The sequence below is a fragment of the Agathobacter sp. LCP21S3_B2 genome (genome assembly GCF_052118705.1).
Lineage (GTDB): Bacteria > Bacillota > Clostridia > Lachnospirales > Lachnospiraceae > Roseburia.
In genome coordinates this window covers 1-15,055 of sequence record NZ_JBQKGQ010000030.1, presented here as the reverse complement: position 1 = coordinate 15,055, position 15,055 = coordinate 1, and the positions used below count along the sequence as shown (strand labels likewise).

Sequence of the window (15,055 nt, the reverse complement as noted above, 5' to 3'; positions counted from 1 at the left end):
CGGTCTGTAAGACCGAATAAAGCATCATTTAATGTAATCTGCTGACTATCATTTGATTTAAAAGACATAAGTGGTTTCCTCGCTTTCTTCTGCTTATATAATACCACTTATGGCTGACAAAATCCTCATTTATGTGAAGTTTTCAAGGTACAAATTTATGGTTATACGGTATCCTTGCTGGAATACCTTTTGACCCTCAAATCATAATATATCTTTTCCCCATATTTATCACTGATATAATCGCCCTTTAATATTTTTCTAACAAGGACCGTAGCCTTTTTCACTCTCTCAAAATCGATATTAATCGAACTAAGTTTTTTCTTATCCTCAATAATATCTTCCAGTCTCTGCGAATACTGATTCTGTAAAGCCCTTATTCTCTCTATAAAATCATTCATTATTACATCATATTTATTTGGGGTAGAGGCATGAAAAAACTCTGAATTAGTCGAGAGCATGCTTCTTCCAGCCGGTACAAAAATGGACGTATAATCCTGACCGAAAATATGACTTATCTCATGATTAATCATCTTGTTCATACTCTCCTTTTGAGAAGACCAAGAAGCAAAATCAATTCCTGATAGAAAATCATTAGGCAGACTCATAGTTGCATAATACTCAGATAATTTTTGAATAAAATATTCACATTCTTCCCTAAGCTTGTTTGAAAATACAATATTAGCATATCCTAATTTAAGCTTAATCGTTACATGCTCTTTATTATCAAACTCATAGCGGATTGTAAATGGCTCCATATGTTTTGTAGTTCCAAAATACTCTACAAACTTTGTACGCAACACCTTAATAAATCCCGTAAAAGGGGTCTGATGCCCTGAAGCAATAATATTATCCTGATTCATAACATAATGTTTAAATTCATCAGAAATACTTTTACAGAAAAATATAGTCTTTGCAATGGTACTTTTACCGCTAGCCTGTTCACCTATCAGTATCATTAAATTTTCATCTACGTCCTGCTCGAAGGACTTTATTGGTCCTAAATTTTCAATTAAAATTCTGCTCAATGTTGGTCTCCTTAAACTAATACAATTCTGATCACTCTCTTTTATCTTTTGCCACTAATTCCAAGTTCTCAATAATCTCCAAAAGTTTCTTAATAACATATGTATTCTTTACTGTTTTCATATTTTTTAAATTCTCTATAATAATAATTGGTATCATTAAAATTAAAACCAATATAAATATATCCATGCTTACGTTGAAAACCAATCCTGAATTTTGTTCATTGTTAAAAATAGTATATATCGCTATAATAACAGCCAGAAACACTGGTATTATTATATTGCAGATAATTGTTTTTAAATCAAATTTATCTGGTGTATTCAAATATTACAGCTTTATAAATCCTATCCTCTGGGTCAACTTTGCAACAGCCAATAATATGCTCATCATATTTTCTTTGGTTTTTTATTCCGTTGCAATGTCCACATGACCAAAATAATTTATTCCAATCAAATTTCAGTTCTAATTTCTGTTCAATATCTCTCCCTACAGAATGTGGTTTTAAATGTTCAATTTGTGGATCCTGCAAGTCATTAATCTCACAAATATAGCACTTATTATTAAAATCTTTTTTAATCTCTCAACAACATCCGGCTTATCATATTTTCCATCAGCTTTTATCTTTTCCATAGCCAATGACTCAGGTGTCGGAGTGCTACGTTCTACTTTGACCGTATTACTCCGCCCCCGCTCTTATTTTGATTTTTAATTTCTGATACTCTGTTGAAATTTTAAGTGCCAAATAATCCTGTATTTCATCTAAATACATCTCAAGCTCAGTAATTCTCTCATAATCATCATCGCTTAACTCCGATTTACCTGCCAACTCTTTATATTCTTCAAACTTATCCCTTAACTCATTGGATAATTCATCTGACTTAAAATACCCTTCTACAATTCCCCTATACGGAATATCTGCCATACCATTCTTTACACATATTTTCTTTTCCAGATTATATATGACGACATTTTCCAAACTATTAAGAATAAATGGAGAATGGCTGGATACTACAAACTGAATATTTGGAAATATCGTAGTTAATAGCCCCATAATGTTTCTTTGCAATTCCAGATGTAAATGAGTCTCAATCTCATCAATCAATACAACACCCGGAATTTCAAAATCAAACTTTTCCTTTCCATCCATAACAATAGAAAATTTTAATGTGTCCTCGTCAAAATCCACGCTCACCGATTCATCATCAAATATCTGCTTTAGTAAATCATCAAAATTATTAAACCATTTTGATATATTATCCGCTTTATCTAACTTTCCATTAGAAATACCCAAAGCCTGCGTCATCTTTAAGTCCAACAAATATTTTATAAACTCTTACCTTGGAGTATCGTTAATTGAATATCCTGTTTTAAGCTTAACTTTTTCTACATGCTCCGGTTCAATAGATGAAAAAACTCCGTCTGCCTTATAATAAGCAGTAATAAATTTGCCAGCTTCAAATAGTTTCTTAATTTCAACAAATGACTTATTGAATTCCATCCATATTCCTGCAGTTTCTTTTTTATACCGCTCATGAAAGAGCCATAAATTATCTTCCAATGTAACAGAATTAATAAATGTAGCAGTTACATCAAGTAGACTTGTCTTTCCACTGCCATTTTTTCCGGTTACTATAACATGTCTGCGCTCACTATCGCAAATATTTATATCTATATTCTCTAAATGTCTGATCTTATCTATTCTTATACTTTTAATAAAAACTGACTCCACTTTATGCCTCCATTAAATCATACTACATTTAAAACATCTCATATAATTAATAGTACTATTCACAACACATTACTTTTGCATTTAAACTCTTTAAATAATTTTTATAAACTACTATAGTTTTTTATAGCGTTAGCATCTAAATAGTACAAAACAAAATGAGATATCCCCTTAAGTATTGTATAATAAAAAAAGAGGAGGAACTTATTATGCCACGACAAAAAACTCATCACACCAAGCAGTTCAAGTTGGATGCTATCAACTATCGCAAAGAGCATCCTGATCTTACACAGGTTGAATGTGCAAAGAACCTGGGTATCGGTTTCAGCACCCTTGCACGCTGGGAAGCCCAGTTAAGAGATAATGACGGTGATATTCCCGTTATCGGTTCCGGTGCAATTACGCTTCGGAAGAAGAAAAATCATAGAATGGTTTTGTATACCTTAACTGCGTTATGAACTTGTACACCAGGAAAATCATTGCCTGGACTCTTGCGGACACTATGGAAGTATCTACTGTTATCGAAACAATCAACAAGGCAAAAGCTTGTCGTAATACTGATTTACCACTTATTATCCATTCAGATTGTGGCAGCCAGTATGTTTCAAATGCGTGGCGTAAAGCCACAGAAAAGATGCCACGAAGCTATTCTCATAGTGGTTATCCTTACGATAATGCCTGCATCGAGTCTTTCCATTCCTTAATCAAAAGAGAATGGCTTAACAGGTTTAATATCATTAACTACAAACATGCTTATAGGCTTGTATTTGAGTATATTGAAAACTTTTATAATACCGTTAGGATTCACAGCCACTGCGACTATATGTCTCCTAATGATTTTGAAAAAATGTATGAGAGGGTATGTTCTCTGCCAGCAGCTTAGTTGTCAGAACCTCTCATTTTATTTTGTGCTAAATCTTTCCCTAAGACCATTAATCTATCTTTATACCAGTCAATCTATATGTTTCAATAAATTTCCTATAATGACAAGATTCATTTCCCATTATTATCCCATTATTATTCAAGACACAATTTTCATTGCAGGATCCACCATTTGCCTTACAAAATCCATATATAGGACACTTTGTTTCTTTATTATTAAATAAAAAATCCATAAATTTCTGAGAAACATAAAATTGTATAAATCCAGACTTCTGAATGTGTTCTGGACACATAGAAATATATTTTTCCTGCTCATTCATTATTAACGGTATTCCAACTTGATTGATTACATCATTAACAAATTTATGCATATCATCACTATTCATTTTATAAATATCTGAAAAGATAAATTTTCCTGACAAATTATTCTTAACAAACTCACTCACCATCGACAGCCATTTAGATATTTCTTCAAAGCTACCATATCGAATTTGTAGTTCATTTTTAAATTGATGTATTCTTCTTTGAGTCTTTGCAATTAATTCTTCACTATAGCCATCTCGTGTTAACGTTGAAGAATTCAACAAAAACGCATATATATCCTTATAGGATGAATTTCTAATAAAATCTTTAAACTTATTATCGCTTAATAATACATATAATAAGCAATGAACTGGTGCATCATTATATAGACATCTCTCTGCTATACATATTTTAATTTCATCTGAAATGTCTGCTAAACCATAACTATCAAAAATCAAATCCACTGATTCATATGGCAATTGTGGAGCTGCCGGTCTGTCGGGGAAAAACTTGCTTTCAATTTTATAAGCAATATATTCCAATAAATCCCTTGCCCCTAAATAATATGTCTCTGAATGTTGTAACTCAGCGTCTTCAACTACATCTAAAGTATACTTATACACTCTATGTCTCCGTACAACATTCAAATTACTATCATACCCTTCAATATTATCATAATCTGATGTTATGTTGTTAATATAAGCAACTTTATCAATAAAATTTCCATGTCCAAATGTATTGTTAAATTGTGTCCATAATATGGATGATTCGTTGTTCCAATCTTCAAATGGTCGCTTAATTGTACCCTTTTTATATGCTTCTTCCAATATATTAAATAGCCACCTTACATTACTTAAATTAACTCTAATATTATATGGCAATATCAAATCCTGAAGATAATGTATAAACTCGTGTATAAATGTTGATTCTTCTTTTTTTATGACCTCATTGGTCAATTCTTCTGAAGTATCAATTTTCATATTAAAAAAGGATATATTGTAGAGCCCTGATGTAAAATTATTTACCATATTATCACCTCTCCATACTTAACTTTCTCTATTCCAAAATATTTAGATAATATCAATTGTCTGTATAACTACCTCTATAATCGTTTTCAAAGCAACTAATAGCGTTCCAATTGTTCCCAATAGTATTGTTATATTCTCCAAAGCAGCCTTAATTCCTGTCGTATTTTGCATGTCTGTATTAAATACTTTTCTTTTAATTTTATCCAAAAGCACCTTAACAAAATTAAATATATCTACAAATCTCGAAATAAAAAATATATTACACACAAACACTCCTATACCACCCAGCACACCAAATAAGCAAGCACAAATAGTACTTTTTTGATGCAATCGTCCTAAAAAATACCATGAAAGTATTAAAACAAACAAAAATAAAAGCCATCTGACTAATTCGTATATTATTATTTCTGTTTTCTTCATTCCATGTGCTAATAATGTCCATATAACCAAAAATAATACAGAAGCATATTCTAATACTAATGATAAAAGTTTTTCTTCTCGATATACATAACAAAAAGCCAACATAATAACACTATTAAATAATGATGAACATGCTATATTAAATTTCATGTCATTGTTCGAACCATATATAAATTTTATAAATTTTTTTACTTTACTATCATTCATATCATTAGCCATTCTGTTCTCCCTCATATTCCCATGGATCAATTCCAAAATTAGGAGCAGCTCCATATCTGCCAAGTAAGTAGTCTTTTGCAACTGTACGATCAAATCGTTCTTGAAATTTATTTAATGAATATATTTTTGAGCTATGATTCTCTTTTCTCTCTACAAAACAAATCTCATCCTGCCTAAGCAAATTTAAATTCATCACATTTGAATCGTGTACAGTAGCAATCAACTGTTTTTTTGCCCCTATCGTCTTTTCAAAAAATTTTTGAATAAATTCAATCGTTAGCTTTGTATGAAAGCTTCTGTCTAACTCATCAGCTAAAATAATAAAATTTTAATTTGCTTTTTTGTAAAGAGGCAATAAATCGAATAAACATCTCGTTTCATTTGACTCATCTTTTAGTTCAAATAAATCATTAGAATTTCCATGATTCATCTTAAGTTGAGCTGCTGTAATATCTCCATTTGTATTTTTTGAAAAGCTAAATCTTCTTCCTGCAATAGTTATCTCAACAGATGTAACTTGATTCGAATCTTCATCCTTATCAAAAGCCTATAAGACATCACATTTAATCTCATCTCTTACTTCTTCCGATAAAAGCTAAAAATTTCATCCATCAAAGGAAAGGCTTCGGAGCCCTTCCAGCAAAGATTTGCTTCCAGAGCCTTGATAAACACCATGTATATTGTAACAGATTTTACAAGAAAATGACAGCATATTTTATCTGTGAGCAGTGAATTCCTTTGTCACATATGTCAGAAAGGCAGTCTTATCTTTCATGATTACTGCAGCCGCATTATAAGATACGAGAGTGAATTCTAGGAAGCTAATGAATTATACAAGTGCAATCAGTTAGAGTTACAATAGATAAACTCATTGAAATGCATCTTACCACAATGACAGATGCATTCCGTAATCGGCTTGACGATCCTAAATTCAAATTATATGACATACACCTTTCCGTTTCATACTCACATGTTAAATATCTATAATAGGTAATCTAATATTTTATCTTGTACATTAATCACCTTCTTATGTATAAACTCAAATCCCCTGTTTATGTTTAATACATAAGTTTACACACACGAAGCAATAACTTCCAGCCTTCCTTCCAGCTTCACATTTCCGTACCCAGCCGGAATTATGAAATGGTCGCCCTTCTTGATTCTTTGTCCATTCACAGTGCCCTCTCCGTCAAGCACACTCATATTAAGGAATGGATGACTCTGTTCAAACTCCAGCTCACCATCAAGCACAAGCTTATAAACCTTATAATACTCACACTCAATAAGCTTGTTCCACTTATTCTGTGTGAGATTGTTTGTGTCCATGACACTGTCCTCTGTGGACTTTGCAGGAACTGTGATGACATCAATACTCTTATCCACATGAAGCTCTCTCGGCTTGCCATCAGTGAGTCTGTCATAATCGTATACACGGTATGTGATATCACTGTTCTGCTGGGTTTCAAGAATCATGCAGCCGCTTGTGATTGCGTGCACTGTACCCGGGTCGATCTGGATGAAATCGCCCTTTTTGATAGGGACATAGCGGATGAACTCATCCCATCTGCCCTCATGAATCATGTCTGAAAGCTCCTCATGGGTCTTTGCGTTATGCCCCACCACAAGCTTTGCGTCATCAGGACAATCTATGATGTACCAGCACTCAGTCTTACCAAGAGAACCATTCTCATTCTTTGCAGCATACTCATCATATGGATGCACCTGTATGCTCAGATTGTCCTTAGCATCAATTATCTTGATGAGTAGTGGAAATCTATCGCCTTCAATATTGCCGAACAGCTCCGGATGCTCATTCCAAAGCTGTGAAAGTGTCATACCGGCATAGCAATCATTGGCTATGCTGTCATCTCCGTTTGGATGGGCTGAAATGCCCCAGCATTCACCGGTATTATCGCCCGGAATATCATACCCAAAATCAGTGGCGAGGCGGTTGCCACCCCATATCATCTGCTTAAAAACAGGATGTAAAAAAATAATTGGTTTCATATGTCATTATCCTTCTATCAATCAAAAACACCATTTATGGCTACAATTCTATGCAGCCTTTATAAAAAAGCATCATTAAAATTTACACAAATTTCTTCGAAAGCTCATCGCATATAATCTGCTCTGCCTTCTCTGCAGTCTCTCTATCCACGGCACTGACAGAGATATAAGTCTTAAGCTTCGGCTCAGTACCGGAAGGTCTCACAACTACAGAGCAGTTGCCCTCAAGCATAAACTTGAGCACATCAGACTTAGGAAGTCCGTTAAGCCCCTTGCTGTAATCCTGGCACTCAATAACCTTCTTGCCACCGATTGTATCAAGACCCTTGTGGAACTCAGCCATGATATCCTGCATCTTTGCAAAGCCTGCAGAGCCATCAAACTCATATGAGTGAAGAGTATTGAGGCAGTAGCCGTATTTCTCATAGAGAGAATTGAGCTTGTCAATGAGGCTGATGCCCTGTGTCTTATAGTACGCAAACATCTCACAGATGAGATATGCCCCGTTAACAGCATCCTTGTCACGCACATATGTGCCGCTTAAGTAGCCATAGCTCTCCTCGAAACCAAAGATGTATGAGTCAGCTTTTCCCTCTTTCTCTAATCGTCCAATCTGCTCTCCTATAAATTTGAAGCCTGTGAGCAGGTTGACTGTTCTTACCCCGTAATCGGCTGCGATTCTGTCTGCCATATCGATTGTAACGATAGTCTTGCAGAGTACAGGGTCCTTTGGCATAGTTCCCATTGCAATTCTTCGCTCACAGACATAGTTTAATAAGAGCATACCTGTCTCATTTCCTGATAAAAGCACGTACTCTCCTGCAGCATTTTTGACTGCTATTCCGACACGGTCACAATCAGGGTCTGTAGCAAGAAGAAGGTCTGCGTTGCATTTCTTTGCATACTCCATACCGAGTGCCATAGCCTCCTTAATTTCCGGGTTTGGATATGGACATGTAGGGAAATTGCCGTCAGGATTTTCCTGCTCCTTAACTACTGTGATATTGGTGTAGCCTGTTTCCTTTAATGTGCGAAGCACCGGTTTAAGACCGGTTCCGTTAAGAGGTGAGTAAACGATTGCCACGTTCTTGTCCACCTTTACACTGTCATCGAGAAGAGACTGCTTTTTAACCTCCTCAACAAAGGCTGTGAGCACATCCTCGGAAATATATTTAATCTGACCCTCTGCAACACCGGACTCAAAATCAGACTGCTTTACATCTGCAAAAATATCAAGCTTCTCTATCTCGGCAAGAATCTCTGCCGCTGCCTCTGTAGTAATCTGGCAGCCGTCAGCGCCGTAAACCTTGTAGCCGTTGTATTTGCTTGGATTGTGGCTGGCTGTTACCATGACACCAGCCGATGTACCAAGATATCTTGTGGCAAATGACACTGTAGGCACCGGAAGAAGCTCTGGCCAGATATTGACCTGCACTCCATTTGCTGCAAATACCGATGCTGCAACCTTTGCGAACACATCAGACTTGATACGGCTGTCATAGCCTATGGATACTGATGGTGCATCAAAGTTTGCTACGAGATAGTTTGCAAGGCCCTGTGAAGCCTTTGCCACGGTGTATACATTCATGCGGTTGGTTCCGGCTCCGATTGTACCGCGGAGACCGCCTGTACCGAATGCGAGGTTTCTGTAAAATGCATCCTCTATCTTTGCAGTGTCATTTTCAATTGCCTTAAGCTCTGCTGCAACGTCTGCATCAGCTGTTGCTGATGTAAGCCAACGCTTGTATTCTTCATTGTAATTCATAATCGTATTCTCTCTTTCTTTATATTTTATTTGATTTATCCAAAATAATATTAACAAATTCTATCAAACAATCAAATTCATCCAAAATCGCAAACAAATGATTCTAATATTAATATTCCATTATATGCTAAATTCCGCTATACTATAGAACATAGTATAGCGGAATTTCTATTAAAATACAATGTTAAGATAACTAATAAATTACAACTCTTGTCCCATTAGGAATATTGTCATACAACCACTTTGCATTATTAATGTCTAATCTTATGCATCCATGAGATACCGGTTTTCCAAGTGTACCATCCTGTATCTTAGTCATACTACCACGATTATAAAGTACCGAATGGAACAAATAATTTCCATAAAACTGTGTATAATACCAACAAGTATATGTTTTGCTTCCAAAAGATTTTCCTCTTCCATATATTGTAAACTCGCCTTTTACTGTAGGTGTAGATGCCTTTCCCGGACCACATGACCACAAAGCCATTCTACTCCAATGACCATAGCTACCACTGTAAACTCCAACCTGACAGTTAGCTGTATCTGTCATTATGAGCCAGTTCGTTTGGCTGGATTTTCCTTGTGCACTTTTTGACATAGCATCTATTGGTGACGGTTTAGGTGTATAAACTGGTTTATTTTTATAATAATCAGATGTATTTCCAGGTGCTGAATTACCTTTTCTTACAAGATTAATTCTTAAAGCTTCCATTCTATAAGAAATACCTGTCGAACCTGATGTCTGTCCATTTGCGGCCCAACCTAGCCAGCCATAATTTTGTATATGTGAACTATAGTATATGTCATAAAATATAGCAAGCTGACCTGTAAGCTTAATTTCTATTGCCTCTACCCGTTTAGCCATGCCAGAAGTACCACTGTACTGTCCTAAGGTTTTCCACTCGGTCCAACCAATATCTTGAACATGGGTTCTATACTTAATAGTACCAGATAAAGCATTTGCACTATCCTGACCCAAATTGATGTTTATACCTTCAACTCTTAAGCCCCGACCTGTAGTACCTGTAATATTACCACCTGATGTCCAGGCTGTATTACCAATATTTTGTACATGAGTTGAATATGTAAGTATCTTATTTGATACTCCTTGTAAATAACTCTTTAAAGATGTAATTTCAGGTTTATTGGGATCATCTTTTTTTACAATCTTAATCTCAATTGCTTCCACTCTGTCCGCAAGTCCAACACTTCCGGAAATCTGACCATTCAATGTCCACGGCATCCAACCAATTTCCGCAATATGTGTTCTGTAATATATATCATAATAACTGCTTAATTCTCCTGTTAGCTGCATTTTAACTGACTCAATCCGCAGCTTTCTTCCTATTGTTCCGGATATATCACCATCAGCTACAGGCTTTTGCCAGCCTATGTTTTTTATATGAGTTGCATACGAAATTCCCCCTGCATATGGAGTCGTATTATCTAACGATATTTTAATTGCCTCCATCTGAAGTTTTTTACCCGTAGTTCCCGCTGTCATTCCATCTGTGACCTGATTCTGCCAGCCTATATTCTGTACATGTGCTACATAATTTACCTTTAAATGCTCATCTTTCTTTTCATCATCTTTACTCTCATCTTCCTGATTATCAGACTTATCCTCATTAGATTCTGTACCAACCTCATCCTGTTTTTTTTCATCAACATCAACTTTATTATTAACTTCATTGACATCCGCATCATGATATTCCGAAACTTCCGTATTCTGATACAATTCGGTTGATTCTTCACTGTTATCATTTACATATTCATTACTTTCAGAATCATTTGACTCTTTTTCATTCTGCTCTTCATTTACAATTTCAGTACCATTTACATCTTTAATATATTCAGATGCATAGACCGGACATGAAGTAAAGAACAGTCCTAAAGTTAGTAGCATGCATAAAAGCTTTTTTATACATTTTTCCATACATAATACCTCCATAATTTTAATTGTACCACTATAAAATTATTGTACCATATTTTTTATTTTCAAACTATAAAATTAATAAAATGATCTGTTATTTTGCGAATTAACACCTTTATAATTACTATTTGGTCCTTTTTCTCCTTTAGGTATCAGTACAACTTGCAAACTTTCCAATCTAAGTCCCTTACCTATAGTTCCTGCATTCTGACCATTTTTCGTCCATGCAAGCCAACCATAATTTTGAACATGAACCCTATAGTACACGTCATAATGCTTCGCCATATTGCCAGTCAATGTAATGTTTATTGCCTCAATACGTAAAGACTTTCCTGTTGTTCCTGCTAGTTTCCCATTTTGTACATTAGGCTGCCATCCAATATTCTGTACATGTGCTTTGTAACTTATCCCGCCTGAATAAGCCTGTTCTTTAAGTGATAACTTAATTCCTTCTATTCTCAATCCTTTGTAAGTAGTTCCGCTTATGTCACCTTTACTTACACTATTCTGCCAGCCTATATTCTGTACATGTGACTGTACGGATATATCTGTATCTGTCTTAATTGCAGGTTTACTATTATTTTTTGAAATAAATGAGTTACCTCTTTGAGATTTAATGTTACCATAATTATTAGTAGGACTACCTTTTCCTTTAGCAGTTATAATTATTTGTACCGCTTCTAATCTACATGAATAACCTTCTGTTCCTGCTGGTTGTCCATTCTTCGCCCATGCAAGCCAACCATAATTTTGTGCATGAACTCTATAATATATATCGTATTTGTCAGCATCTGCCCCTGTAAGTTTTATCATTATTGCTTCAATTTGCTTATTCTGACCAGTCGTACCACTCAATTCATTATTAAAAGAGTTATTATGCCAACCATCATTCTTTACATGAGTTGTATATATTATTCCAATATCCTTCTTTGTACTTAAATTTACCTTTATTGCTTCTAATTGTAATCCCCTTCCAGTCGTTCCTGCTAGTTTTCCATTATCAACTTGAGACTGCCAACCTATATTTTTAACATGTGTACTATATTGCACTGTCACATCATTTAATTTCCAATGTGCGTACAACTTATGATTCTGTGCAATTGTAACTTTAGATGTTTCTGTTATTCTATCTCCGCTATCAATAGAAGTCCACCAACCATCAAAACTATATCCACTTCTTGTTGGTGTAGGTAAACTTCCGTATTTTTCACTCATTACAACACTTTTTCCAGTTTCATTAACAGATCCACCATTTGCATCATATGTAACATCATAGCTATTGGCCTTCCAATGTGCATATATCGTACTATCTTTGGTTATTTCAACTTTACTCTCACTAGTTATTTGTATTCCACCATCAGCCGATGTGTACCAGCCATCAAATGTATATCCGTTTCTTGTCGGTGTATCTAGATTTCCATATTTTTCTAAATATGTAACTGACTTATTTGATTTTGAGATTTTACCGCCATTTGCATCATATGTAATCGTATAACTTGCAGCTTTCCACTGTGCATTTACCGTCATGTCAGAAGTCACATCATCAAAATTCTTGTCCCAACCAGCCAACACATACCCACTCTTTTTTACGTTTGGAGCAGTAGCTGAACGACCATACGATGCTTCAGTTGTTTTTATGAGTTTGCCTTCACTAACGAACTTCACCTTATATTTGATAGGTGAACCATCTCTCCAAGGTTCACTCTTTTTGTGTATCATATAATGTTCAAAATATGATTTAAAATTATTACCATATAATTTCTGTAGCTCAGGATACCGTTGTTTATATGACAATACATCGAATGATGCACATGCTACTCTTCCCTCTGCCATACCATGATTAATAAAATGATACAAAAGTTCCGCTGAGTTATTTCCAAACGCTCGTTGTAAATCCGGATACATATTATAATAATAATTCGCATCAAAGACTGTCGAATAATCATTTCCTGTTATATTTCTACCATTATACCAGTAATCCAAATCAACAGAATTTGATCCCATACCATATTGACTTCCATTACCAGAACTTGTAAACTGCCAAAAATCATATTTTACAGAATTATAGTGTTCCGGTGGATAACTATATGCTGCACTCCATATTCTATATGCATTAGAAAGATATTCACCTTCCAAATGATCTGTATAAAAAGAAGCACTTGCATATACCATTGGTGTATATCCAGCATTTTTTATTCTTTCACAAAATGCTGAGACAATATTTGTATATCGTGCTTTCGAAAGATTAGCCTGACCAATTCTTTCATTTTGATTAAAGCCCTCATAATCAATAACTAATGGCATAGTTATATTATACATGTATATATTAGATAATAATGTATTTGCTTCTTCTACTGCTTCTTGTTCATTAATAGCTTCTGAATAAAAATACGCTCCAACCTTTATTCCAGCATTTAAAGCATTTTGAATATTTGTCTTAAAATTAGGATCAAGTTGAATAATTCCATCTGTCCTTCCCCTATATCCAACTCGTATCAGAGCATATTGTATGCCGGCTTTTTTTGCCTGATTCCAATTAATATTCCCCTGCCATTTTGAAACATCACATCCTAAAACACCATTATTTGCCTTTGCCAATGTATCATCTGACAATAACGATATTTCACTATTCAAATCCTGTTCGCCATCGTTATTATCATTATAATTCTCACCATAATGAGTCCTGTAATATTCTGGATCCTGCAAATCCTGATCTGTTATTTCAATATCGGAATTCGTGTTATCATCTGTTGCAAATGTAATATTCACTGATGTTAGTACTAGTCCAAAGCATATTACCAAACTAATAATTTTTTTTAAATATTTTTGCATTGCTGTTTTCCTTTCTTTATATAGCTCTATTTTACCACATAATCATAATTTTCAAATAGTAAAAACGACAAAAAAGACCAGTATCAACTGATCTTTTTTGTATTACCTTTAAATATCCCTATTTTTCAATATAAGCAAAACTATTTTTTGCAATCACTCCACCATACGAATTATCCGGTGCTGCCTGACCTTTCTTTACAAGAACTACCTGAATTCCTTCTAGTCTTAATGATTTACCAACAGTTCCTGCATTTTCTCCATTTTTAGCCCAATTCATCCAACCATAATTCTGTGCATGTACACGATAATAAACATCATATCTATTAGCCAATTCTCCCGTTAAACTAATATTTATCGCTTCTATCCGCAGAGCTTTTCCTATAGTTCCAGCTATACCACCACTCATAACAGCAGACTGCCAACCGATATTTTGCACATGTGCCTGATACTTTATTGTACCTGAACAATCCTGATTTTCGACATTCAATTTAATTGCTTCCAGTCGGAGTGACTTTCCAACAGTTCCTGATATATTTCCATCTGTAATCTTATTCTGCCAACCTACATTTTGAACATGGGCTTGACTTCCCACAGAAATAGTATCACTGTTTTGTCCATCGGCTATATATGCCTTAGTATTATTTGATACGCAGCCTCCTAATGACGCTGAAGGTGCCACATTTCCTTTTTCTACAACTACAATTTGAACAGCTTCAAGTCTATATGACTTTCCAGTCGTACCAGCCATGGCTCCATTCTTAGTCCATCCAAGCCAGCCATAATTCTGTGCATGCACACGATAATATATCCTAATCTCCCGAAAAAATTATACACATGTCATATCGAATGTGTTCTAAAACCCGCATAAATACTGGATTTTTTTGTATTTCTCTTTACAAAATAGTGTATAAAAT

At 34.8% G+C, this 15,055-nt stretch carries 15 protein-coding genes; 2 read left to right on the top strand and 13 right to left on the bottom strand.

Going from position 1 to position 15,055, the window contains the following annotated elements; genetic code table 11:
* Positions 1-161: 161 nt before the first annotated feature.
* From ACTQ1L_RS14810 to ACTQ1L_RS14790, 5 genes are all read right to left on the bottom strand, one after another.
* Positions 162-1,025: an AAA family ATPase gene (locus ACTQ1L_RS14810; RefSeq protein WP_441367992.1), complete on the bottom strand. Its 864-nt coding sequence runs from the start codon at positions 1,023-1,025 to the stop codon at positions 162-164.
* Positions 1,026-1,056: 31 nt separating this feature from the next.
* On the bottom strand, positions 1,057-1,347 hold the full coding sequence (locus ACTQ1L_RS14805; protein WP_441367990.1) for a hypothetical protein: 291 nt from the start codon (positions 1,345-1,347) through the stop codon (positions 1,057-1,059).
* Positions 1,348-1,524: 177 nt separating this feature from the next.
* Positions 1,525-1,653 (bottom strand): hypothetical protein, encoded by a 129-nt coding sequence (locus ACTQ1L_RS14800; RefSeq protein ID WP_441367988.1) that lies wholly within the window; start codon positions 1,651-1,653, stop codon positions 1,525-1,527.
* Between the two features lie 46 nt (positions 1,654-1,699).
* Entirely contained in the window at positions 1,700-2,341 is a 642-nt protein-coding gene (locus ACTQ1L_RS14795; protein ID WP_441367987.1) for an AAA family ATPase, read from the bottom strand.
* A gap of 15 nt (positions 2,342-2,356) precedes the next feature.
* Positions 2,357-2,752: a hypothetical protein gene (locus tag ACTQ1L_RS14790; RefSeq protein WP_441367985.1), complete on the bottom strand. Its 396-nt coding sequence runs from the start codon at positions 2,750-2,752 to the stop codon at positions 2,357-2,359.
* Between the two features lie 206 nt (positions 2,753-2,958).
* On the opposite strand from ACTQ1L_RS14790, the gene ACTQ1L_RS14785 reads away from it, so the two are divergent.
* Positions 2,959-3,207 carry a transposase gene (locus ACTQ1L_RS14785; RefSeq protein ID WP_441367983.1) on the top strand — a complete coding sequence of 83 codons (249 nt, stop codon included), beginning with the start codon at positions 2,959-2,961 and terminating at the stop codon, positions 3,205-3,207.
* The gene (locus ACTQ1L_RS14780) at positions 3,204-3,632 is read left to right on the top strand and encodes a transposase (protein WP_441367982.1); all 429 of its coding nucleotides are present in this window, start codon (positions 3,204-3,206) and stop codon (positions 3,630-3,632) included. The genes ACTQ1L_RS14785 and ACTQ1L_RS14780 overlap by 4 nt, the downstream gene beginning before the upstream one ends.
* Positions 3,633-3,681: 49 nt before the next feature.
* Here ACTQ1L_RS14780 and ACTQ1L_RS14775 read toward each other — a convergent pair whose 3' ends face one another.
* The 8 genes from ACTQ1L_RS14775 to ACTQ1L_RS14740 form a co-directional block, all read right to left on the bottom strand.
* Positions 3,682-4,962 (bottom strand): hypothetical protein, encoded by a 1,281-nt coding sequence (locus tag ACTQ1L_RS14775; RefSeq protein ID WP_441367981.1) that lies wholly within the window; start codon positions 4,960-4,962, stop codon positions 3,682-3,684.
* A gap of 42 nt (positions 4,963-5,004) precedes the next feature.
* Positions 5,005-5,601, bottom strand: a complete 597-nt coding sequence (locus tag ACTQ1L_RS14770; protein WP_441367980.1) for a hypothetical protein — start codon at positions 5,599-5,601, stop codon at positions 5,005-5,007.
* Complete coding sequence (locus ACTQ1L_RS14765) at positions 5,594-5,824, bottom strand: AAA family ATPase (protein ID WP_441367979.1); 231 nt, start codon at positions 5,822-5,824, stop codon at positions 5,594-5,596. The genes ACTQ1L_RS14770 and ACTQ1L_RS14765 overlap by 8 nt, the downstream gene beginning before the upstream one ends.
* Before the next feature lie 848 nt (positions 5,825-6,672).
* Positions 6,673-7,608, bottom strand: a complete 936-nt coding sequence (gene manA / locus ACTQ1L_RS14760; RefSeq protein WP_441367978.1) for a mannose-6-phosphate isomerase, class I — start codon at positions 7,606-7,608, stop codon at positions 6,673-6,675.
* Between the two features lie 82 nt (positions 7,609-7,690).
* Entirely contained in the window at positions 7,691-9,373 is a 1,683-nt protein-coding gene (locus ACTQ1L_RS14755) for a phospho-sugar mutase (protein ID WP_441367976.1), read from the bottom strand.
* Between the two features lie 193 nt (positions 9,374-9,566).
* A complete protein-coding gene (locus tag ACTQ1L_RS14750; protein ID WP_441367974.1) occupies positions 9,567-11,312 on the bottom strand; it encodes a L,D-transpeptidase family protein in 1,746 nt (581 codons plus the stop codon).
* Between the two features lie 75 nt (positions 11,313-11,387).
* Positions 11,388-14,141, bottom strand: a complete 2,754-nt coding sequence (locus ACTQ1L_RS14745) for an InlB B-repeat-containing protein (RefSeq protein WP_441367972.1) — start codon at positions 14,139-14,141, stop codon at positions 11,388-11,390.
* Between the two features lie 118 nt (positions 14,142-14,259).
* Complete coding sequence (locus ACTQ1L_RS14740) at positions 14,260-14,937, bottom strand: hypothetical protein (RefSeq protein WP_441367970.1); 678 nt, start codon at positions 14,935-14,937, stop codon at positions 14,260-14,262.
* Between the last annotated feature and the right edge of the window lie 118 nt (positions 14,938-15,055).